The sequence below is a fragment of the Comamonas testosteroni genome, from assembly GCF_000761245.1.
Classification (GTDB): domain Bacteria; phylum Pseudomonadota; class Gammaproteobacteria; order Burkholderiales; family Burkholderiaceae_C; genus Comamonas; species Comamonas testosteroni_C.
This window is the reverse complement of the sequence record NZ_AWOR01000001.1, coordinates 274,700-295,163: the sequence shown is the minus strand read 5'-3', so window position 1 is coordinate 295,163 and position 20,464 is coordinate 274,700. Positions and strand designations below refer to the sequence as shown.

Here is a 20,464-nt window from a genome sequence, read left to right as displayed (position 1 = left end):
ATAAAAAATGCACTCGGCGCCTGTGTATCAAGCGCTGACAGCTATCAATCTTGCGTCTCGACTCGCATCAGGCCTGGGCAGCAGCCCATTCTGTCGGGGTGTAGGTCTTCATGGACAGCGCATGGACTTCATCGGTGGCCATGCGGTTGCCCAGCGTGGCATAGACCAGACGCTGGCGGCCCAGCAGACGCTGACCTTCGAACTGCGCAGAAACAATGGTGGCAAACCAATGTCGGCCATCGCCTTCCAGCGCAATATGCTCGCAGGGCAGGCCGGCGGCGATCAGGTCTTTGAGTTGGTCTGCAGTCATGGGGAACCTTTAAGCGCAAAGCTGGCGAAACCGGTCATTGTCTCGCAAGCAGCCCTGCGTCAATTCTAAAAATCAGTTACGAATCTTGTAGCCGATACGCAGCAGATGCACGGCCAGCGCGCTCACGGCCAGCCAGGCAGCGCCCACGATGGCAAAGCTGAGCCAGGGCGAGACATCGCTCTGGCCGAAGAAGCCATAGCGGAAGCCGTCGATCATGTAGAAGAACGGGTTGACATGGCTGACCGCCTGCCAGAAGCCGGGCAGCGAGTGTACGGAATAGAACACGCCGGACAGAAAGGTCAGGGGCATGATCAGAAAGTTCTGGAAAGCCGCCATCTGGTCGAACTTCTCTGCCCAGAGACCGGCGATCAGGCCCAGCGTGCCCATCAGGGCGCAACCCAGAAAGCCGAACACCAGAATCCACAGCGGGGCGGCAAAGTCGGGCACGGCAAAGAACAGCGTGACCACAAACACGCCAAGACCGACCAGCAGGCCGCGCAAAATGGCCGCTCCCACATAGGCGCTGAACCAGGCCCAGTGCGACAGCGGCGTGAGCAGCACGAACACCAGCGAACCCATGATCTTGCTCTGCACCAGGCTGGACGAGCTGTTGGCAAACGCGTTTTGCAACATGCTCATCATCACCAGCCCGGGAATCAGAAACGCGGTGTAGGGGATGCGGTCGTAGACCATGACCCGGCCTTCGAGCACATGGCCGAAAACCAGCAGATAGAGCACGGCCGTGAGCACCGGTGCGGCCACGGTCTGAAAGCTCACTTTCCAGAAGCGCAGCACTTCCTTCTTGAGCAGGGTCTGCCAACCGTTCATTGGACACCTCCTGCAGGAGCCTGTGTCCTGGAGCCTTCATTCATGATGTGGATGAACACATCTTCCAGATCCGCGCGGCGGATCTCCACATCCTCGGGAGTCACACCCGCTTCGCGCAAAGCGGCCAGCAGCTGCTCCACATCGCCGGCATGGGCGGCGGGAATCTGCACGATTCGACCGGTTACACGCGCCCTGTCGGCCACTGCCTTGGGCAAGGCGCTATCGGTCTTGAACTGCAACACATTGCTGGAAGCCGACTTGAGCAGCTCGCTCATGGGCGAGAGCTTGATGATCTCGCCGCGCTTGAGCATGGCCACGCGGCTGCACAGTGCCTCGGCTTCTTCGAGATAGTGGGTGGTCAGCAACACCGTGTGGCCCTGCTTGTTGAGCTTGGCAATGAAATGCCACAGAGTCTGGCGCAGCTCCACATCCACACCGGCCGTGGGCTCGTCCAGCACGATGATGGGCGGCTTGTGCACCAGGGCCTGGGCCACCAGCACGCGACGCTTCATGCCGCCCGAGAGCTGGCGCATATTGTTGTGTGCCTTGTCCATCAGGCCCAGGCTGTCGAGCAGCTCGTCGATCCAGTCATCGTTGTTCTTGACGCCGAAATACCCGGACTGGAATTTCAAGGCCTCGCGCACATTGAAGAAGGGGTCGAACACCAGCTCCTGCGGCACGATGCCCAGCTTGCGGCGTGCATCGGCGTAGTTCGCCTGCACATCGCTGCCCTGCACCAGCACGCGCCCGCCCGTGGCTTGCGCCAGTCCGGCAAGGATGCTGATCATCGTGGTCTTGCCGGCGCCGTTGGGGCCTAGCAGACCGAAGAATTCACCTTCCTCGATATCCAGGCTCACCGATTTGAGGGCCTGGAAATCCCCCTTGGGGGTGCGGTAGGTCTTGGAGACGGATTGGAATGAGACTGCGGACATGGAGCCCATGATTCTAGGGCTTGCCCACAGCCTCTGCCTTGGCGGGGCTTAGCCGGACACAGTGATTCGTCAGCCTAGCCCTGCTGAGCGGTGGCAGCCGCATCGGGTACGGGAGCGGGCATCAGCAAGCCATCCACGCCATACAGCGCGGCCATGGACTGCAGCCCCTTGGGCAGACCCTGGACGATGAGCTGCTTGCCCACCTCCTGGGCAGCACGTCGGCAGCCCAGCAGCACGGCCAGAGCCGCCGAGTCAAACACCTTGACGGCGCTGGCATCCAGCACCACCTGGGCATCCGCATGGCCCGTGACCAGCGGACGCAGGCGCAGCAGACAGTCGCGCCCCTGACGATAGGTCAGTTCCTTGGGCAGTTGCAGAGGGTTGCTAGCTGAGCGCGCCATGACGTCTGAAGCGCTTTGCTTACTTGGTGGCCGTGGCCGGCATGGAGCTGCGCGAGGCCAGGGTCTTGATCAGGCCGTCGATGCCGTTGGCATTGATTTCCTGCGCAAACTGGTTGCGATAGGTTTCCACCAACCACACGCCGAGCACGTTGAAGTTGTAGAGCTTCCAGCCCGTGGCCTGCTTTTCCAGACGGAAATCCAGCTGCACGGGATCGCCACGGCCGTTGACCTGAGTACGCACCAGCACGTCGGTGTCGCCGGCGGCCATGCGCACGGGCCTGACGGTAATGGTCTGATCGCCGACCTGGGACAGGGCCCCCGCATAAGTGCGAATCAGCAAGGCCTTGAACTCATCTTGCAGCTTCTGGCGCTGCTCGGGCGTGGCCTGACGCCAGGCCGGACCGACCGCAGCCGATGTCATGCGGCGAAAGTCCACATAGGGCATGACCTTCTCGTTGACCAGCGCATTGATCTTGCTGGAGTCGCCGTTGCGCAGCGAGGAATCCTTCTTGATGGTCTCCAGCACATCGGCAGAGACGCGCTTGACCAGCGCATCGGGCGCTTCCTCAGCAGCCCGGGCTGCGGGCAGGCCCAGATTCAGAGCGAGCACGGCACCTGCTGCCATGCCCCACATGCGACGAGTAATCTTCATTGCGTTTTTTCTCCTAGGCCCGCAAGTGTCACCGCACTCACGCAGCCTGTGCATCATGTTTGTAACCAAGCTCTACCGGCTCACTGGCCTTCTGGGGGCAGCTTGCCGGCGTTGTCGTCATCATAGTTTTCGAGACGACCATCGCCGCCGGACGCCGCGCCGCCAATGCGTGAGCGCAGATAGACATCGCGCACCAGACTGTATTTGTCGAGCGCAACGGAGTCCAACACATCGCCGGCCTTGAGCAGATTGGCACGGTTGTTGACCATGCGCAGGCCGAACAGGCTGTTGCGCCAGCGCACATCATCCATGGTGTTGGCAGGATAGCCGAAGGCATCGACCACCAGGCCGGCCGAATCCCGCACCGTGGATGGACCCCAGAAGGGCAGCACCACATACGGCCCCGTGGGCATACCCCAGCGACCCAGAGTCTGGCCAAAGTCCTGCTTGCGGCGCTCGATGCCAGCCTCGCTGGCGATGTCGAACAGGCCGCCGATGCCCAGCACCGTGTTCACGCTGAAGCGCACCATGGAGTTGTAGGCACCCTGGCCCTGACCCTGCAGCACATTGTTGACGAAGGACCAAGCATCGCCGAGATTGTCGAAGAAGTTGGTCACACCCTGACGCGCCACACGCGGCGTCACGGTCTGATAGGCCGTGGCCACGGGCTTGAAGATCGCCTCGTCCACGCCTTCGTTGAAGGAGTAGATGCTGCGGTTCATGGACTCCAGCGGGTCGGCAGGATTGGCAGGGCCCGTGGCGGTGGTGGTGGCGCAGCCGGACAGCAGTGCGGCTACGGAAACACTGGCTGCCAGCGCAACGTGCCTGAGCGCCTGGTTCTTGTCTGACGTCAATTTCGTCTGTGGGCTTGTTGTAGTCATCATTCTTTCGCTCCCCCGTTGGCTGTGGCACCACCAGAATCACCACCCTGCTCCGCCTTGCTGTAGAGAAACTGACCGATCAGATTCTCGAGCACCACGGCAGACTGTGTAGCCGTCACGCGGTCGCCTGCCTTGAGGTTCTCTTCGCTGGCGCCCGCCTCAATACCAATGTACTGATCGCCCAGCAGACCGCTTGTCAGAATTTTCAGCGAACTATCCTTGGGAAAGGCGTAACGGGTTTCCATGCTCATGGCCACGTTGGCCTGGAAGGTCTGGTCGTTGAAGGTGATGGACTCGATGCGGCCCACAACCACGCCGGCGCTCTTGACCGCGGCCTTGGGCTTGAGCCCGCCGATATTGTCAAAGCGGGCGGTAATCGTATAGGTCTTCTGGAAGTTCAGGCTCAGCAGATTGGCCGACTGCAAGGCCAGGAACACCAGGGCCAGAGCACCGATCAGCACAAACAGGCCAACCCAGAGATCACTTTTCTTTTGCTGCATGATTTTCTACCTTTATCTGCTGTGCAGCCTCAAATGCTGAACATGGTTGCGGTGAGCAGGAAGTCCAGACCCAGCACCGCCAGCGAAGCCACGACCACGGTACGGGTGGTGGCCCGGGAAACCCCTTCGGGCGTAGGCTTGGCGGCATAGCCCTCAAGCAGGGCCACAAAGGTCACGGCCAAGCCGAAGACAAAGCTCTTGAGCACGCCATTGCCCAAATCGCTCCACCAGTCCACCCCCTGCTGCATCTGCCCCCAGAAAGCGCCGCTGTCGACGCCGATCATCACCACGCCCACCAGCCAGCCTCCCAGCACGCCGACGGCACTGAAGACCGCAGCCAGCAAAGGCATGGTGATCAGACCGGCCCAGAAGCGCGGCGCCAGAATGCGTTTGACGGGGTCGACCGCCATCATCTCCATGGCAGACAGCTGTTCGCCGGCTTTCATCAGGCCGATTTCGGCAGTCAGGGCCGTGCCGGCACGGCCCGCGAACAGCAAGGCCGTGACCACGGGCCCCAGCTCGCGCAGCAGGCTCAGGGCCACCATCATGCCCAGCGCCTCGGCCGAGCCATAGCGCTGCAGGATGTAATAGCCCTGCAGACCCAGCACAAAGCCCACGAACAGACCGGAGACGCCGATGATGGCCAGCGAATAATTGCCCAGAAAGTGAATCTGGTCGCCGATCAGGCGCGGGCGCCGCAGCGCCGGCCCCATCAAGCTCAGCAGGCGCCACAGCAGGCGCGCGCCAATCCCCATGTTGACCAGTTGGCAGCGCACCGCCAGGCCAATGCGTGCGAGAAAGTTCATGCACGCCTCCTGCTGCCAAAGTCCTCGTCGGCGCTGACGCCCGGATAGTGAAACGGCACAGGTCCCGTGGGTCTGGCATGGATGAACTGCTGCACCAACGGGTCGGCGCTGGCGCGCACCTCATCGGGTGTGCCCTGAGCGGCAACGCCTCCGGCCCCCAGAATCACCACATGGTCGGCCACGCGGAAGGTTTCCTCCAGATCGTGGGAAACCAGAATCGAAGTCAGGCCCATGGCATCGTTGAGCTGGCGGATCAGCTGCGCCGAGGTACCCAGTGAAATAGGGTCCAGACCCGCGAAAGGCTCGTCATACATGATGAGTTCGGGATCCAGCGCAATCGCGCGGGCCAGTGCCACGCGGCGGGCCATGCCGCCCGAGACCTGGGAAGGCATCAGATCGCGCGCACCGCGCAGGCCCACGGCATGCAGCTTCATGAGCACGATGTCGCGAATCAGCTCTTCGGGCAGATCGGTGTGCTCGCGCAGCGGAAAGGCCACGTTGTCGAACACGCTCATGTCGGTGAACAGCGCACCGAACTGAAACAGCATGCCCATGCGGCGACGCGCGGCGTAGAGCTGCTGCGCATCCATGGTGGTCACATCCTGACCATCGAACAGCACCTGCCCCTGCTGGGCGTGGTTCTGCCCGCCGATCAGACGCAGCACCGTGGTCTTGCCGCCGCCCGATGCGCCCATCAGCGCCGTGACCTTGCCGCGCGGCACTTGCAGGGACAGATCGCGCAGGATGACGCGGTCACCATAGCCAAAGGTGACATTGCGCAGTTCCACAAAGGGTGCGTTGGGTGACATGCGTGAAGAGCCGCTCAAGAGAAAGCAAACTGGTATTGTGCCGACAAGCTCGGCAAAAAGCTCGGGTTAGCCCCAAGTAAACATACATTCGCGAATGTTTCTTCAAGGCTAGGCTTGGAGCGCAAAGCCATCACTCCTGTTTCAGGAGCTGTCAGCCCTTGTTGTGTATGCGCAAACTGCCTTTTTTGCGATATGAAATCTCAGCGGCAGCTGCGACTTATTTACAACATATTCTGCAAAAACGCCTTGGTGCGCTCGTGCTGGGGCGCCGCAAAGAACGCCTCGGACGGGCCTTGCTCGACGATGTAGCCACCGTCCATGAAGATGACGCGGTTGGCCACCTCGCGTGCAAAACCCATCTCGTGGGTCACGACCAGCATGGTCATGTGCTCCTCGGCCAGTTCGCGCATGGTGCGCAGCACCTCGCCGGTCAGCTCGGGGTCCAGCGCCGAGGTGGGCTCGTCGAACAGCAGAATGTCCGGCTCCATGGCCAGCGCACGCGCAATCGCCACGCGCTGCTTCTGACCGCCTGAGAGGTGGTTGGGGTAGGCATCGCGCTTGGCGGCCAGCCCCACCTTGGCAAGCAGGGCCTCGGCCTTGGGGATGATGTCTTCGCGCTTCATGCCCTTGACGATGATGGGCGCCTCGATGATGTTTTCCAGCACCGTGAGATGGGGAAACAGATTGAAGGACTGAAACACCATGCCCATCTTGCGGCCGATCTTGCGGATTTCGGCATCGCTCACATACTGAGCCCTGGCCTCGCCCTCGGAGCGCGCCAGCACCTCACCTTCGATGCTGATGATGCCGCGGTCAATCGTCTCCAGGTGGTTGAGGCAGCGCAGGAAGGTACTCTTGCCCGATCCGGACGGGCCGATCACTGCCACCACTTCGCCACGCTTGAGCTCCAGCGAAACGCCGCGCAGCACTTCATTGCCGCCAAAGGCCTTGTGGATGCCCTGGGCGGAGATCATCACATCAGGCTTCATACTTGGCATAGCGTTTCTCGAGGTATTGGAAGCCCCAGGTCAGCACCAGGGTCATGATCAGATAGAAGGCCGCAGCCACGACAAAGGGCGTGAAGCTGAAGTCGCGCTGCACCACACCGCGCGCCACGCGCAGCAGGTCGTTGAGCGCCAGCACATAGATCAGCGAAGTGTCCTTGACCAGGGTGATGGTCTCGTTGCTGACGGGCGGCAGGATGCGGGCCCACATCTGGGGCAGCACAATGCGGCGCATGGTCTGGGCATAGGTCATGCCCAGCACCTTGGCGCCTTCGTACTGGCCGCGGTCCACGGACTTGATGCCGGCGCGGAAAATTTCAGCGAAATAGGCTGCGTAGTTCAGCGCAAACGCCACCACGGCCGCCTGAAAGTCGGGCAGGCGCACACCGATGTAGGGCACAAAGGGCAGCGCGAAGTACACAAACAGCAGCTGCAGCATCAGCGGCGTGCCGCGCATCAGCCAGATATAGGCGCCCACGGCGCCGCTCAGCGGCTTGATGCTGGAGATGCGCATCAGCGCCAACGCCAGTCCCAGAGGAATGGAAAGCACCAGCGTGATGAAAAACAGCTTGAGTGTGACAAGGGCACCAGCCGACATGGGCCCCAGGAGCGAGATTACATAGTCCATCAAATGGCCTTCAGTGTGGCGCTGCAGCTATCGAAAGCCCGCCACAGGCACGGGCGTGCGCAAAAGGAAGTGTTTGCACGCATTGTCGTCGCAAAAAAAACCGGCAATGCCAGGCATTGCCGGTGCAGTACACGAAAAAGGGATTAGTGCTTGATCACGTCAGCGCCAAACCACTTCTGGGCGATTTCAGCAGCCTTGCCGTCCTTCTTCATTTCGGTCAGCACATCGTTGACCTTGTTGCGCGTGGCTTCGTCGTCCTTGCGAAAGCCCACGCCGTAGTCTTCGGTACCGAAGTCATCAGCCAGCACCACGTAGTTTTCGGGCTTTTTGTTGACCAGGAAACGGCCCACCACTTCATCGACCACCACCACGTCCAGGCGGCCGGCTTCCAGATCCATCAAAGCCGTGATGTTGTCGCCGAAGAGCTTGGTTTCCTTGAACTTGTCCGACAGTTCCTTGTCCTTGGTCAGGGCGGTCACGGCGCTGGAGCCTTCCTGGGCACCCACGATCTTGCCGACCATGTCAGCCTTGCTCTTGATGGGAGAGCCGGCCTTCACGATGATGATCTGCTTGTTCACCATGTAGGGATCGGAGAACAGGATCTTTTCCTTGCGCTCTTCCAGAATGGTCAGGCCGTTCCACAGAGCGTCCACACGCTTGCCCAGCAGCTCGGCTTCCTTGGCGTTCCAGTCGATGGGCTTGAATTGCACTTCGATATTGGCGCGCTTGGCCACTTCACGGGCCATGTCGATGTCGAAACCGACCAGCTCGTTCTTTTCGTCACGGAAACCCATGGGCGGGAAGTTGTCGTCCAGACCCACCACCAGCTTGGCGGCGACTGCCGCAGGAGCGGGCGCAGGAGCTGCAGCGGTGTTGCTTGCGGGCTCGTTCTTGCCGCAGGCAGCCAAAATTGCAGTCAGGGCCACCGAGGCCAGCAGGGTACGTTTTTTCATGGCGTCAAAATTTGAAGTGGAAAAAGCGGAGGCAGGGGCTTTGTCTCCCGCCCGGGTGTCTATCGCAACAGCCCCGGAGCCGGGCTGCCGCCAGCGCCGAATCCGCTATTGTCGCGCAGACGGGACAGAACGTCACTCGCCGGTCGCAAAACCATCACGACTTACGCAAAACAGGTTCAGGCAAGACGGCTGCCTCAGGAGGCCGGCCGTTGTTGAATTCTTGTTTGCGCAAGTCCTCTCCATCTGCAAGCTTGCCAAACTCCAGACCATGTCACCACCGTCGCCCGGCACCAGCCAGCTCCCCGCCGCCTTGCAGCAGGCCTATCGCAACGCGCTCTACCAGGTGCACGCCGCCCGGGGCGCTGTCGCGCAGACGCTACGCGTGGGCGAGCGCAATGACTGGCTCGGGCAGCAACTGGGACGGCAGCCCATCCAGGCCGCCTGCTATCTCACGGCCTGCAATCCCTGGGGACAGATCCTGGAGCAGGCCGACAACGCCCGCCGCATGAGCGCCCTGCGCCATGCGCTGGACAGCGCGGGCTGGCAGTATCTGGACGGCTGCGGCCAGGACCCCCAAGGCCAGTGGCCCGCCGAAGACAGCGTGCTGATCTGGGGCATGGATGCCGACACGGCCCTGCAATGGGGCCGGCGCTGGCAGCAGAACGCCGTTCTGTGGAGCGATGCCGACGCCCAGCCCAGGCTGCTGTGGCTGCGCTGACTTTTTTGATAGCGCCTTGCGCTTTGCAGCAATCAAAAACCTAATAAAAACCATCTGAATTACAGTCAAGGCAAGCGCTTGCAGCTATCAAAAACAAAAGGCATTCCGAGGAATGCCTTTTGTGTGATGAGCCGCCGTGAATGATCAGCGAGGCAGTTCGCTGGCGCCCATCAGGAACTCGTCCACGGAACGCGCCGCCTGGCGGCCTTCGCGGATCGCCCACACGACCAGCGACTGGCCGCGGCGGATGTCGCCGGCGGCGAACACCTTGGGCACGCTGGTGGCATAGCCGCCGATGAAGTCGGTGCTGGCCTTGGCGTTGCCGCGTGCATCCTTGTCGACGCCAAAGGCTTCGAGCACAGTGGCCACCGGGTTCACAAAGCCCATGGCCAGCAGCACCAGATCGGCGGGCCAGACCTTTTCCGTGCCGGGCACTTCGCTCAGCTTGCCGTCCTTGAACTCGACCTGCACGGTGGTCAGGCTCTTGACCTTGCCTTTTTCGCCGCCGAACTCCTTGGTGGAGATGGCGAACTCGCGCACCACGCCTTCGTCGTGGCTGGACGAGGTACGCAGCTTGATCGGCCAGTAAGGCCAGACCAGGGGCTTGTTCTCCTGCTCGGGCGGCATGGGCATGACCTCGAACTGGGTCACGCTCTTGGCGCCATGGCGGTTGGAGGTGCCCACGCAGTCGGAGCCGGTGTCGCCACCGCCGATGACGATGACATGCTTGCCGTCGGCACGGATCTGGCCCTTGAGCTTGTCGCCCGCGTTGACCTTGTTCTGCTGGGGCAGGAACTCCATCGCGAAGTGCACGCCTTCCAGATCGCGGCCGGGCACGGGCAGATCACGCGACTGCTCGGAGCCGCCGGTCAGCAGCACGGCGTCGAACTCGGCATTGAGCTGCTCGGGGCTGATGGTTTCCTTGGCCCAGTTGGTGACCTTGGAATCCTTGCCCAGACCGTCCTTGCCGGCAATCAGCACGCCGGTGCGGATCTTCAGGCCTTCGGCCACCATCTGCTCGACACGGCGGTCGATCAGGCCCTTGTCCAGCTTGAAGTCGGGAATGCCGTAGCGCAGCAGGCCGCCCACGCGGTCGTTCTTCTCGAACAGGGTCACGTCATGGCCGGCGCGCACCAGTTGCTGGGCCGCGGCCATGCCTGCAGGGCCGGCACCGACCACCGCCACCTTCTTGCCGGTCTTGTGCTTGGGCAGCAGGGGCTTGACCCAGCCTTCGCTCCAGGCACGGTCGATGATGGAGTGCTCGATGGACTTGATGCCGATGGCATCGCCGTTGATATTGGCCACACAGGCAGCTTCGCAGGGTGCGGGGCAGATGCGGCCCGTGAACTCGGGGAAGTTGTTGGTGCTGTGCAGCGTGGTGATGGCGTTCTTCCAGTCACCCTGGTACACGAGGTCGTTGAAGTCCGGAATGATGTTGTTGACCGGGCAGCCGTTGTTGCAAAACGGCGTGCCGCAGTCCATGCAGCGTGCAGCCTGCACCTTGGCCTGATCGGTGGTCAGGCCGATGACGAATTCCTTGTAGTGCTTGAGACGTTCCGCAACGGGGGCATAGCCCTCTTCGATGCGCTCGTATTCCATGAAGCCGGTGGTCTTTCCCATGATCTTTAATCCTTGAAATCTGTGTTCGCTTGCAGTGCGGTGGCCGCCTGGCCGCCACCGCTTGGAGCCGTGTTTACTTGGCGGCTACTGCTTCTTTCTGAGGAGCTGCTGGCGCTTTCGCAGCTTGCTTTTCCTTCTGTTTGCGTTCAAAGATCTCGCCAAGTGCACGCTGGTACTCGGTCGGGAACACCTTGACAAACTTGGCACGCGCTGCGGCCCAGTTGTCCAGCAGATCACGGGCACGCTTGGAGCCCGTCCAGCGGCTGTGAGCCTCCACCATATTGCGCAGCTGCTGATCGTCGCTCTGGCCGCGGTGCCAGATGCCGGGATCGACACGCGAGACAAACTCGTCGTGCGGCAGCACCTTCTCCAGCTTCACCGAAGCGGTGTTGCAGCGCTCGGCAAACTTGCCGTCCTCGTCATAGACATAGGCCACGCCGCCGCTCATGCCGGCCGCGAAGTTGCGGCCGGTCTTGCCCAGCACGACCACAGTACCGCCGGTCATGTATTCGCAGCCGTGGTCACCCACGCCTTCGACCACAGCCGTGGCGCCGGACAGACGCACGGCAAAGCGCTCGCCGGCCACGCCGCTGAAGAAGGCTTCACCGCTGGTGGCGCCGAACATCACGGTGTTGCCCACGATGGTGTTGGTGGTGGTCGAGCCACGGAACTCATGGCTGGGATGCACCACCACGCGGCCGCCGGACAGACCCTTGCCGGTGTAGTCGTTGGCTTCGCCGCTGAGGTTCAGCGTGATGCCGTTGCACAGGAAAGCACCGAAGGACTGTCCGCCCGTACCTTCGAAGTGGATACGGATGGTGTCGTCTGGCAGGCCTTCGGCGTGATGCTTGGTCACCGCGCCAGAGAGCATGGCACCGACGGAGCGGTTGACGTTGCGCGCCACTTCCATGATGCGCACCTTCTCGCCGTTTTCGATGGCGGGCTTGCAGCGCTCAATGAGCTTGACGTCCAGCGCCTTGTCCAGCAGGTGATCCTGGCTTTCCACGTGATAGCGGGCCACGTCGGCAGGCACTTCGGGCTGGGCGAACAGACGGCTGAAGTCCAGGCCCTGAGCCTTCCAGTGCTCGATGCCCTTGCGGGTGTCGAGCAGGTCGCAGCGGCCGATCAGGTCGTCGAACTTGGCAATGCCCAGCTGGGCCATGATCTGGCGCACTTCTTCAGCGATGAAGAAGAAATAGTTCACCACATGCTCGGGCTTGCCGGTGAACTTGGCACGCAGCACGGGGTCTTGCGTGGCCACGCCCACGGGGCAGGTGTTGAGGTGGCACTTGCGCATCATGATGCAGCCTTCCACCACCAGCGGAGCCGTGGCGAAGCCGAACTCGTCGGCACCCAGCAAAGCGCCGATGACCACGTCGCGGCCGGTCTTCATCTGGCCGTCGGCCTGCACACGCACACGGCCGCGCAGACGGTTCAGCACCAGGGTCTGCTGGGTCTCGGCCAGGCCGATTTCCCAGGGGCCGCCCGCATGCTTGATGGAGGACCAGGGCGAGGCACCGGTGCCGCCGTCGTGCCCTGCGATCACCAGGTGGTCGCTCTTGCACTTGGTCACGCCTGCGGCGATCGTTCCCACGCCGACCTCGGACACCAGCTTGGTGCTGATGCTGGCGTGCGGGGCCACGTTCTTCAGATCGTGGATCAGCTGTGCCAGGTCTTCGATCGAGTAGATGTCATGGTGGGGAGGAGGCGAGATCAGGCCCACACCCGGCACCGAGTGACGCAGTGCGCCGATGTACTCGGAGACCTTGCCGCCGGGCAGCTGACCGCCTTCACCGGGCTTGGCGCCCTGAGCCATCTTGATCTGGATCTGGTCCGAAGAGGCCAGGTATTCGGCAGTCACGCCGAAACGACCGGACGCGACCTGCTTGATCTTGGAGCGCAGCGAGTCGCCGGCCTGCAGTTCGATATCGGACTCGACCTTGTCCTTGCCGATGATGGAAGCCAGGGTTTCGCCCTTGCTGATGGGGATGCCCTTCAACTCGTTGCGATAGCGCTTGGGATCTTCGCCGCCTTCGCCGGTGTTGCTCTTGCCGCCGATGCGGTTCATGGCCACGGCCAGCGTGGCATGGGCTTCGGTGGAGATGGAGCCCAGCGACATGGCACCCGTGGCAAAGCGCTTGACGATTTCCTTGGCCGACTCGACCTGGTCCACGGGAATGGCCTTGGCGGGATCGAACTTGAACTCGAACAGGCCGCGCAGCGTCATGTGGCGCTTGGTCTGGTCGTTGATCAGCTGGGCGTATTCCTTGTAGGTGCTGAAGTTGTTGGCACGCGTGGAGTGCTGCAGCTTGGCGATCACGTCAGGCGTCCACATATGCTCTTCGCCACGGGCACGCCAGGCGTACTCGCCGCCAGCATCCAGCATGGTTTCCAGCACGGGGTCGTCGCTGAAGGCGGCCTCGTGGTTGCGGATGGTTTCCTCGGCGATCTCGAAGACGCCGATACCTTCCACGCGGCTGGCCGTGCCCGTGAAGTACTTGTCCACGGTCTCACTGTTCAGGCCCACGGCTTCGAACAGCTGGGCACCGCAGTAGGACATATAGGTGGACACGCCCATCTTGGACATGATCTTGGACAGGCCCTTGCCGATGGCCTTCACATAGTGATAGATGGCCTTGTCGGCAGTGATGGGCGCACCTTCGCGGCTGAAGATGTCGACCAGGGTCTCCATCGCCAGATAGGGGTGCACGGCTTCGGCGCCGTAGCCGGCCAGCACGGCGAAGTGGTGCACTTCGCGGGCCGTGCCGGTTTCCACCACCAGACCGGCGGTGGTGCGCAGGCCTTCACGCACCAGATGCTGGTGGATGGCGGACAGAGCCAGCAGCGCAGGAATGGCCACCTGCGTGGCGCTCATGTTGCGGTCGCTGATGATCAGGATGTTGGCACCGCCCTTGATCTCGTCCACGGCGTGGGCGCACAGCGAAGCCAGCTTGGCTTCCACACCCTGCTTGCCCCAGGACAGCGGGTAGGTGATGTCGATGGTCGAGCTCTTGAACTTGCCGTTGGTGCGCTTTTCGATATCACGCAGCCTGGCCATGCCTTCGAAGTCGAGCACGGGCTGCTGCAGCTCCAGGCGCATGGGCGGGTTGACCTGGTTGATGTCCAGCAGATTGGGCTTGGGACCCACGAACGACACCAGCGACATCACGATCGCTTCGCGGATCGGGTCGATGGGGGGGTTCGTCACCTGGGCGAACATCTGACGGAAGTAGTTGTACAGCGGCTTGTTCTTGTCGGAGAGCACGGCCAGCGGGCTGTCGTTGCCCATGGAGCCAATGCCTTCCTCGCCCTTTTCAGCCATGGGGGTCAGCAGGAACTTGATGTCTTCCTGCGTGAAGCCGAAGGCTTGCTGGCGGTCCAGCAGGGACAGCTCGGTCTTGGCAGCGGGAGCCTTGAAGTCGGCGGGGATTTCCACCTCGTCGAGCTTGATGCGCAGGTTCTCGATCCACTGCTTGTAGGGCTTGGTGTTGACGACGTTGGCCTTGAGCTCTTCGTCCTCGATCATGCGACCTTGCTCCAGGTCGATCAGCAGCATCTTGCCGGGCTGCAGGCGCCACTTGCGCACGATCTTGCTATCGGGCACGGGCAGCACGCCGGCTTCGGAAGCCAGGATCACCATATCGTCATCGGTGATGCAGTAGCGCGAGGGACGCAGACCGTTGCGGTCCAGCGTGGCGCCGATCTGGCGGCCATCGGTGAACACGATGGAGGCGGGGCCGTCCCAGGGCTCGATCATCGCAGCGTGGTATTCATAGAAGGCGCGGCGGCGCTCGTCCATGGCTTCGTGCTGCTCCCAGGGCTCGGGAATCATCATCATCACGGCCTGGCTGATGGGGTAGCCGGCCATGGTCAGCAGTTCCAGGCAGTTGTCGAAGGTGGCAGTGTCGGACTGGCCGGCAAAGCTGATGGGATAGAGCTTTTGCAGGTCTTCGCCCAGCACGGGAGAGGCCATCACGCCTTCGCGCGCCAGCATCCAGTTGTAGTTGCCGCGCACGGTGTTGATTTCACCGTTGTGGGCCACGTAGCGGTAGGGGTGAGCCAGAGGCCACTCGGGGAAGGTGTTGGTGGAGAAACGCTGGTGCACCAGGCCGATGGCCGAGACGCAGCGCTCGTCGGCCAGGTCACGGTAGTACACGCCCACCTGATCGGCCAGCAGCAGGCCCTTGTAGACCACGGTGCGGCTGCTCATGCTGGGGACGTAGTATTCCTTGCTGTGCTTGAGGCCCAGGTTCTGGATGGCGGCCGAGGCCGTCTTGCGGATCACGTACAGCTTGCGCTCCAGCGCGTCCTGCACGATGACATCGGCGCCACGGCCGATGAAGACCTGGCGCAGGATGGGCTCCTTTTCCTGCACGGTGGGCGACATGGGCATGTCGCGGTTCACCGGCACATCGCGCCAGCCCAGCAGCACCTGGCCTTCGGCCTTGATCGCGCGCTCCATCTCCTGCTGGCAGGCCAGGCGCGAAGCATGTTCCTTGGGCAGGAAGATCATGCCCACGCCATATTCGCCGGCAGGAGGCAGAGCCACGCCCTGCTTGGCCATTTCTTCGCGGTAGAGCTGATCGGGGATCTGGATCAGGATACCGGCGCCGTCGCCCATCAGGGGGTCCGCGCCCACTGCGCCGCGATGGTCGATGTTTTCGAGGATCTTCAGTGCCCCCAGCACGATGTCATGGCGCTTCTGGCCCTTGATATGGGCCACAAAGCCCAGACCGCAGGCATCGTGTTCGTTGCTCTTGGAGTACAGACCGTGGTCCTGGAGATACTTGATCTCGGCAGCAGTCGTCATGGGGAATCCTCTTATATCAATCGCGGGGAACGCAAGATTACGACAGGACATGAAGTTATGCAATAAGTTTTAATTGGGGTCAGATTCCAATTAATTCCCAACTTTTTTTATTTGCATTTAATTAGGGACACATAAAAACAGCGCAAAGCAATCCAATAAAAACAAGGGGTTGAAAGAACCGCCTAGTCCTCGTGCACCGAAGCTGTGCGTGCTGCAGGCCTGCCGGCCTTCTGCCGCTTCACGCGCCGCTCGGTTTTCTGTTGCAAATTTTCAATGAAATCGGGCTCGCCCAAAGCCCAGCCACGCAGTGCGGCATGGCTGATCTGCGCCTGGGTATCGGCATCCAGACCAGCCTCCACGGCCCTTACATATGCCGCATCTCGGGCAAACGGCGTGTTGCCCAGAGCCCAGAAAAGCGCGTGCGGGCTGATGAGTGCATCGCTTTGCAGGCCTGCGTTGTGCGCATAGCTGGACCAGGGCCAGTCCACCGCGCGCTGCACCAGCCCGTCGCGCACGGGGTTGAGATCCATGGAGACCATGGTGGCCATCAGCCACTGCTCGGCCTGCAGCACGGTGCAGCGGTAGCGCCCCTCCCACAGGGTACCGGTACGTCCGTGCCGGTTGTTGAAGTAGCGCACATAGCTGCGTCCCACGGCCTGCATGAACTGGGGCACGCCCTGCTCGGTCCTGGGCGTCAGCAGCAGATGGAAGTGGTTGGGCATGAGCACATAGGCATGCACATCGACCTCGAAGCGCCGCGCCATCTCGCGCAGCAGATCCAGCATGACCAGGCGGTCCTGCGCGTCCACAAAGATCTCGCCGCTGTTGTTGCCACGCTGGATGATGTGGTGCGGCATGTTTGCCAGCGTGAGACGGGGAAGACGGGCCATGGAGCGGACTTGGACAGGGGCGACAGGGAAGGCGTTCGGTCATTATGAAGCGTCGCGCCAGGGCCGACGCGCCCTCAGGCGCCAGACATCACAGATGCATGCGGCCCGAAGCACTCAGCAACTGGCTGATGTGGCGCGTAGCGGCCAGCAGTTGCGGCAGCAACCCCTCGCGCATCATCTGCTCGCTGGTGCGGTTGGCCTGACCGCTGATGTTGAGCGCCGCTACCGTCTGGCCGCGCGCATTGCGTATGGGGGCGGCGATCGAGATCAGGCCCTCCTCCAGCTCCTGGTTGAGCAGGGCCCAGCCCTGCTCGCGCACGCGGGCAATCTCGGCATACAGCTCGTCGTCGCCGGTCAGCGTGTGGCGCGTGAAGGCGCGCTGCTCGCGCCGGGCCATCAGCGCCCGCAGCTCATCGGGGGGCAGCGCCGCCAGCAGCACCCGGCCCATGGATGTCCAGAAAGCGGGCAATCGCGAACCCACGCCCAGATTGGTGCTCATGATCTTGTGCGTATGCACGCGCAGCACATAGACCACATCCAGGCCTTCGAGCACGGCGGCCGAGCATGACTCCTTGACCTCGTCCACCAGCGCCTCCATCGCCGGCTCGGCCAGATTCCACAGCGGCGTGGAGCTCAGATAGGCAAAGCCCAGATCCAGGATGCGCGGCGTGAGTGCGTAGTACTTGCCGTCGCTGCGCACATAGCCCAGCGTCTGCAGCGTCAGAAGGATGCGCCTTGCACCGGCACGCGTCAGGCCCGTGGCGGCAGCCACCTCGCTGAGCGTCTGCTCCGGCGCCCTGGCACTGAACGAACGTATGACTTCCAGCCCCCGGGCAAAGGACTGCACATAGCTGTCACCGGGCTTGAGCGGAGTCGCTTCGGCCCCTCCGGGGGTTTTCCCTGATGTGGTTTTTACAGTCTCCATTTTCTTCATCCTTTCCTACAATTCTTTTAGCGAACAAATGTTCTATATGCGAACATTTTAGCGCCAACGGCGCAAGTCTTTGTATAGAAAATTGGAGACACCCATGATCAACAAGATCGCCGACTCGGTCGCTCAGGCCCTGTCCGGCATTCAAGACGGCTCCACCGTGCTCATCGGCGGCTTCGGCACCTCGGGCATTCCCGGCGAGCTGATCGACGGCCTGATCGCCCAGGGTGCACGCGAGCTCACCGTGGTCAACAACAACGCCGGCAACGGCGACACCGGCCTGGCCGCCCTGCTCAAGACCGGCCAAGTGCGCAAGATCATCTGCAGCTTCCCGCGCCAGGTGGACAGCTGGGTCTTCGACGAGCTGTACCGCAGCGGCAAGATCGAGCTAGAGCTGGTGGCCCAGGGCAACCTGGCCGAGCGCATGCGCGCCGCCGCTGCTGGCATAGGCGCTTTCTTCTGCCCCACGGCCTACGGCACCGAACTCGCAAAAGGCAAGGAAACGCGCGAGATCAACGGCAAGCACTATGTGCTGGAGTACCCCATCCATGGCGATGTGGCCCTGATCAAGGCGGAAAAAGGCGACCGCTGGGGCAATCTGACCTACCGCATGTCGGCGCGCAACTTCGGCCCCGTGATGGCCTCGGCCGCCAAGTTCACCGTGGCCACCGTGCATGACATCGTGGAACTCGGCCAGCTTGACCCCGAATCCGTGGTCACCCCGGGCATCTATGTGAGCCAGGTGGTGAAGATCGAGCGCGTGGCCACCCAGGCCGGCGGCTTCAAGAAGGCGGCCTGAGCCAGCCAAGGTCCAGCAAGGAGATACAAGCGTGAGCTATCAAAAACGAAGCAAGGACGAACTGGCGCTGCGCGTGGCCCAGGACATTCATGACGGTGCCTATGTGAATCTGGGCATAGGCCAGCCCACCCTGGTGGCCAACCACATCCCCGCAGGACGCGAAATCGTGCTGCAAAGCGAGAACGGAATTCTGGGCATGGGCCCGGCACCGGCGGCCGGCTCCGAAGACTACGACCTGACCAATGCCGGCAAGCAGCCCGTGACCCTGCTGCCCGGTGGCAGCTATTTCCATCACGCCGACAGCTTCGCCATGATGCGCGGCGGCCATCTGGACATCTGCGTGCTCGGAGCCTTCCAGGTTTCGGCCACGGGCGACCTGGCCAACTGGAGCACGGGCGAGCCCGGCGCCATCCCCGCCGTGGGCGGAGCCATGGACCTGGCCATTGGCGCCAAGCAGACCTGGGTGATGATGGATTTGCTCACCAAAAAGGGCGAGAGCAAGGTCGTGGCCCAGTGCAGCTACCCGCTGACCGGCCTGGGCTGCGTCAAACGCATCTACACCGATCTGTGCACCCTGGCCTGCACTGCCGAGGGGCTGCGCCTGATCGACAAGGTCGAAGGCCTGGATCACGCCGAGCTCGAAAGCATCGTGGGCCTGCCCATTGCGGCCTGAGCGGCCTGAGCGGCCTGAGCGGCACGCTGACGGCCTTCAGGCCGATCCGGTCTGCACCAGAAGTTCAATTTTCATAACGGAGACATGCCATGAGCAACCAGAACCAAGCCTTTATCTGCGACGCCATCCGCACCCCCTTCGGTCGCTACGGCGGCGCGCTGTCCAGCGTGCGCACCGATGATCTGGGCGCCCTGCCCATCAAGGCGCTGATGCAGCGCAACCCCAATGTGGACTGGACCGCCGTGGCCGATGTGCTCTATGGCTGTGCCAACCAGGCCGGCGAGGACAACCGCAACGTGGCCCGCATGTCGGCGCTGCTGGCTGGCCTGCCCGTCGATGTGCCCGGCGCCACCATCAACCGCCTGTGCGGCTCGGGCCTGGACGCTGTCGGCACGGCCGCGCGTGCCATCAAGTCCGGTGAAGCACGCCTGATGATCGCAGGCGGCGTGGAGAGCATGAGCCGCGCGCCCTTCGTCATGCCCAAGGCCGAGTCCGCCTTCAGCCGAAGCAACGCTGTCTACGACACCACCATCGGCTGGCGCTTTGTCAACAAGCTGATGAAAGCCCAGTATGGCGTGGACTCCATGCCCGAGACCGCCGAAAACGTGGCCGACGACTTCAGGATCGAGCGCGAAGCCCAGGACCGCATGGCCCTGGCCAGCCAGGAAAAGGCAGCGGCCGCGATTGCTGCCGGCCATCTGGCGCGCGAGATCGTGCCCGTGTCCATCGCCCAGAAGAAGGGTGACCCCATCGTCGTGAGCCAGGACGAGCACCCCCGCGCCACCACCATCGAGGCACTGGCCAAGCTCAAGGGCGTGGTACGCCCTGATGGCACGGTCACGGCCGGCAACGCCAGCGGCGTCAACGACGGCGCCTGCGCCCTGCTGCTGGCCAACGAGGAGGCCGCCAGCCAGTACGGCCTGGTGCCGCGCGCCCGTGTGGTCGGCATGGCCGTGGCCGGCGTCGCGCCGCGCATCATGGGCTTCGGCCCCGCTCCCGCCGTGCGCAAGGTGCTGGCCCAGACCGGCCTGACTCTTGAGCAGATGGATGTCATCGAGCTCAACGAAGCCTTTGCCGCACAAGGCCTGGCCGTGCTGCGCGACCTGGGCATTGCCGACGACGACCGCCGCGTCAACCAGTGGGGCGGCGCCATCGCCCTGGGCCACCCCCTGGGCGCATCGGGCGCCCGCCTGGCCACCACGGCCGTGAACCAGCTGCATGCCTTCGGTGGCCGCTACGCGCTGTGCACCATGTGCATCGGCGTGGGCCAGGGCATTGCCGTGGTGCTCGAACGCGTCTGATCCCGACTGCGGCAGGAA

Annotated in this window: 20 protein-coding genes; 4 read left to right on the top strand and 16 right to left on the bottom strand. The window is 62.7% G+C overall.

All coding sequences use genetic code 11. From position 1 onward, the window contains the following. Positions 1-67: 67 nt before the first annotated feature. The 12 genes from P353_RS01280 to P353_RS01225 form a co-directional block, all read right to left on the bottom strand. Positions 68-310 (bottom strand): BolA family protein, encoded by a 243-nt coding sequence (locus tag P353_RS01280; protein ID WP_034364418.1) that lies wholly within the window; start codon positions 308-310, stop codon positions 68-70. Positions 311-382: 72 nt separating this feature from the next. After that, on the bottom strand, positions 383-1,138 hold the full coding sequence (locus P353_RS01275; protein ID WP_003058656.1) for an ABC transporter permease: 756 nt from the start codon (positions 1,136-1,138) through the stop codon (positions 383-385). Further along, complete coding sequence (locus P353_RS01270; RefSeq protein WP_034365393.1) at positions 1,135-2,070, bottom strand: ABC transporter ATP-binding protein; 936 nt, start codon at positions 2,068-2,070, stop codon at positions 1,135-1,137. The genes P353_RS01275 and P353_RS01270 overlap by 4 nt, the downstream gene beginning before the upstream one ends. 74 nt (positions 2,071-2,144) lie before the next feature. Further along, complete coding sequence (locus tag P353_RS01265; protein ID WP_034364417.1) at positions 2,145-2,471, bottom strand: STAS domain-containing protein; 327 nt, start codon at positions 2,469-2,471, stop codon at positions 2,145-2,147. 19 nt (positions 2,472-2,490) lie between these two features. Next, the gene (locus P353_RS01260; protein ID WP_034364416.1) at positions 2,491-3,123 is read right to left on the bottom strand and encodes an MlaC/ttg2D family ABC transporter substrate-binding protein; all 633 of its coding nucleotides are present in this window, start codon (positions 3,121-3,123) and stop codon (positions 2,491-2,493) included. A gap of 80 nt (positions 3,124-3,203) precedes the next feature. Then, a complete protein-coding gene (locus tag P353_RS01255) occupies positions 3,204-4,007 on the bottom strand; it encodes a VacJ family lipoprotein (protein ID WP_034364415.1) in 804 nt (267 codons plus the stop codon). After that, positions 4,004-4,504, bottom strand: coding sequence for an outer membrane lipid asymmetry maintenance protein MlaD (gene mlaD, locus P353_RS01250; RefSeq protein WP_034364414.1), 501 nt, complete (start codon positions 4,502-4,504; stop codon positions 4,004-4,006). The genes P353_RS01255 and mlaD overlap by 4 nt, the downstream gene beginning before the upstream one ends. Before the next feature lie 29 nt (positions 4,505-4,533). After that, a complete protein-coding gene (gene mlaE / locus P353_RS01245) occupies positions 4,534-5,310 on the bottom strand; it encodes a lipid asymmetry maintenance ABC transporter permease subunit MlaE (protein WP_034364413.1) in 777 nt (258 codons plus the stop codon). Beyond that, a complete protein-coding gene (locus P353_RS01240) occupies positions 5,307-6,119 on the bottom strand; it encodes an ABC transporter ATP-binding protein (protein WP_034364412.1) in 813 nt (270 codons plus the stop codon). Before P353_RS01240 ends, mlaE begins: the two co-directional genes overlap by 4 nt. A gap of 221 nt (positions 6,120-6,340) precedes the next feature. Beyond that, a complete protein-coding gene (locus P353_RS01235; RefSeq protein ID WP_420093342.1) occupies positions 6,341-7,117 on the bottom strand; it encodes an amino acid ABC transporter ATP-binding protein in 777 nt (258 codons plus the stop codon). Then, positions 7,098-7,751 (bottom strand): amino acid ABC transporter permease, encoded by a 654-nt coding sequence (locus P353_RS01230; RefSeq protein WP_034364411.1) that lies wholly within the window; start codon positions 7,749-7,751, stop codon positions 7,098-7,100. The genes P353_RS01235 and P353_RS01230 overlap by 20 nt, the downstream gene beginning before the upstream one ends. A gap of 143 nt (positions 7,752-7,894) precedes the next feature. Beyond that, positions 7,895-8,704: an amino acid ABC transporter substrate-binding protein gene (locus tag P353_RS01225; RefSeq protein ID WP_034364410.1), complete on the bottom strand. Its 810-nt coding sequence runs from the start codon at positions 8,702-8,704 to the stop codon at positions 7,895-7,897. 268 nt (positions 8,705-8,972) lie between these two features. Here P353_RS01225 and P353_RS01220 point away from each other — a divergent pair, with 268 nt between their 5' ends. After that, positions 8,973-9,422 (top strand): DUF3293 domain-containing protein, encoded by a 450-nt coding sequence (locus tag P353_RS01220; RefSeq protein ID WP_034365388.1) that lies wholly within the window; start codon positions 8,973-8,975, stop codon positions 9,420-9,422. Between the two features lie 144 nt (positions 9,423-9,566). On the opposite strand, the gene P353_RS01215 is transcribed toward P353_RS01220, so the two are convergent. The 4 genes from P353_RS01215 to P353_RS01200 all read right to left on the bottom strand — a co-directional run bounded on the left by P353_RS01215 (position 9,567) and on the right by P353_RS01200 (position 17,667). Continuing rightward, the gene (locus P353_RS01215; protein WP_034364409.1) at positions 9,567-11,042 is read right to left on the bottom strand and encodes a glutamate synthase subunit beta; all 1,476 of its coding nucleotides are present in this window, start codon (positions 11,040-11,042) and stop codon (positions 9,567-9,569) included. Positions 11,043-11,115: 73 nt separating this feature from the next. Further along, positions 11,116-15,852 carry a glutamate synthase-related protein gene (locus P353_RS01210; protein ID WP_034364406.1) on the bottom strand — a complete coding sequence of 1,579 codons (4,737 nt, stop codon included), beginning with the start codon at positions 15,850-15,852 and terminating at the stop codon, positions 11,116-11,118. A 182-nt stretch (positions 15,853-16,034) separates the two neighbouring features. Further along, complete coding sequence (locus P353_RS01205; protein ID WP_034364404.1) at positions 16,035-16,742, bottom strand: transposase; 708 nt, start codon at positions 16,740-16,742, stop codon at positions 16,035-16,037. Between the two features lie 88 nt (positions 16,743-16,830). Further along, the gene (locus P353_RS01200; protein WP_034365386.1) at positions 16,831-17,667 is read right to left on the bottom strand and encodes an IclR family transcriptional regulator domain-containing protein; all 837 of its coding nucleotides are present in this window, start codon (positions 17,665-17,667) and stop codon (positions 16,831-16,833) included. Positions 17,668-17,770: 103 nt separating this feature from the next. Here P353_RS01200 and P353_RS01195 point away from each other — a divergent pair, with 103 nt between their 5' ends. From P353_RS01195 to pcaF, 3 genes are all read left to right on the top strand, one after another. After that, positions 17,771-18,472: a 3-oxoacid CoA-transferase subunit A gene (locus P353_RS01195; RefSeq protein ID WP_003058692.1), complete on the top strand. Its 702-nt coding sequence runs from the start codon at positions 17,771-17,773 to the stop codon at positions 18,470-18,472. Between the two features lie 31 nt (positions 18,473-18,503). Further along, the gene (locus P353_RS01190) at positions 18,504-19,145 is read left to right on the top strand and encodes a 3-oxoacid CoA-transferase subunit B (RefSeq protein WP_034364402.1); all 642 of its coding nucleotides are present in this window, start codon (positions 18,504-18,506) and stop codon (positions 19,143-19,145) included. A gap of 89 nt (positions 19,146-19,234) precedes the next feature. Further along, positions 19,235-20,446 carry a 3-oxoadipyl-CoA thiolase gene (gene pcaF, locus P353_RS01185; protein WP_034364400.1) on the top strand — a complete coding sequence of 404 codons (1,212 nt, stop codon included), beginning with the start codon at positions 19,235-19,237 and terminating at the stop codon, positions 20,444-20,446. The last annotated feature ends 18 nt before the right edge of the window (positions 20,447-20,464 follow it).

Excerpts from the sequence above, each read along its gene's own strand:
- P353_RS01280 (WP_034364418.1), bottom strand. The coding sequence starts at position 310 with ATGACTGCAGACCAACTCAAAGACCTGATCGCCGCCGGCCTGCCCTGC.
- P353_RS01275 (WP_003058656.1), bottom strand. The coding sequence starts at position 1,138 with ATGAACGGTTGGCAGACCCTGCTCAAGAAGGAAGTGCTGCGCTTCTGG.
- P353_RS01270 (WP_034365393.1), bottom strand. The coding sequence starts at position 2,070 with ATGTCCGCAGTCTCATTCCAATCCGTCTCCAAGACCTACCGCACCCCC.
- P353_RS01265 (WP_034364417.1), bottom strand. The coding sequence starts at position 2,471 with ATGGCGCGCTCAGCTAGCAACCCTCTGCAACTGCCCAAGGAACTGACC.
- P353_RS01260 (WP_034364416.1), bottom strand. The coding sequence starts at position 3,123 with ATGAAGATTACTCGTCGCATGTGGGGCATGGCAGCAGGTGCCGTGCTC.
- P353_RS01255 (WP_034364415.1), bottom strand. The coding sequence starts at position 4,007 with ATGATGACTACAACAAGCCCACAGACGAAATTGACGTCAGACAAGAAC.
- mlaD (WP_034364414.1), bottom strand. The coding sequence starts at position 4,504 with ATGCAGCAAAAGAAAAGTGATCTCTGGGTTGGCCTGTTTGTGCTGATC.
- mlaE (WP_034364413.1), bottom strand. The coding sequence starts at position 5,310 with ATGAACTTTCTCGCACGCATTGGCCTGGCGGTGCGCTGCCAACTGGTC.
- P353_RS01240 (WP_034364412.1), bottom strand. The coding sequence starts at position 6,119 with ATGTCACCCAACGCACCCTTTGTGGAACTGCGCAATGTCACCTTTGGC.
- P353_RS01235 (WP_420093342.1), bottom strand. The coding sequence starts at position 7,117 with ATGCCAAGTATGAAGCCTGATGTGATGATCTCCGCCCAGGGCATCCAC.
- P353_RS01230 (WP_034364411.1), bottom strand. The coding sequence starts at position 7,751 with ATGGACTATGTAATCTCGCTCCTGGGGCCCATGTCGGCTGGTGCCCTT.
- P353_RS01225 (WP_034364410.1), bottom strand. The coding sequence starts at position 8,704 with ATGAAAAAACGTACCCTGCTGGCCTCGGTGGCCCTGACTGCAATTTTG.
- P353_RS01220 (WP_034365388.1), top strand. The coding sequence starts at position 8,973 with ATGTCACCACCGTCGCCCGGCACCAGCCAGCTCCCCGCCGCCTTGCAG.
- P353_RS01215 (WP_034364409.1), bottom strand. The coding sequence starts at position 11,042 with ATGGGAAAGACCACCGGCTTCATGGAATACGAGCGCATCGAAGAGGGC.
- P353_RS01210 (WP_034364406.1), bottom strand. The coding sequence starts at position 15,852 with ATGACGACTGCTGCCGAGATCAAGTATCTCCAGGACCACGGTCTGTAC.
- P353_RS01205 (WP_034364404.1), bottom strand. The coding sequence starts at position 16,742 with ATGGCCCGTCTTCCCCGTCTCACGCTGGCAAACATGCCGCACCACATC.
- P353_RS01200 (WP_034365386.1), bottom strand. The coding sequence starts at position 17,667 with ATGGAGACTGTAAAAACCACATCAGGGAAAACCCCCGGAGGGGCCGAA.
- P353_RS01195 (WP_003058692.1), top strand. The coding sequence starts at position 17,771 with ATGATCAACAAGATCGCCGACTCGGTCGCTCAGGCCCTGTCCGGCATT.
- pcaF (WP_034364400.1), top strand. The coding sequence starts at position 19,235 with ATGAGCAACCAGAACCAAGCCTTTATCTGCGACGCCATCCGCACCCCC.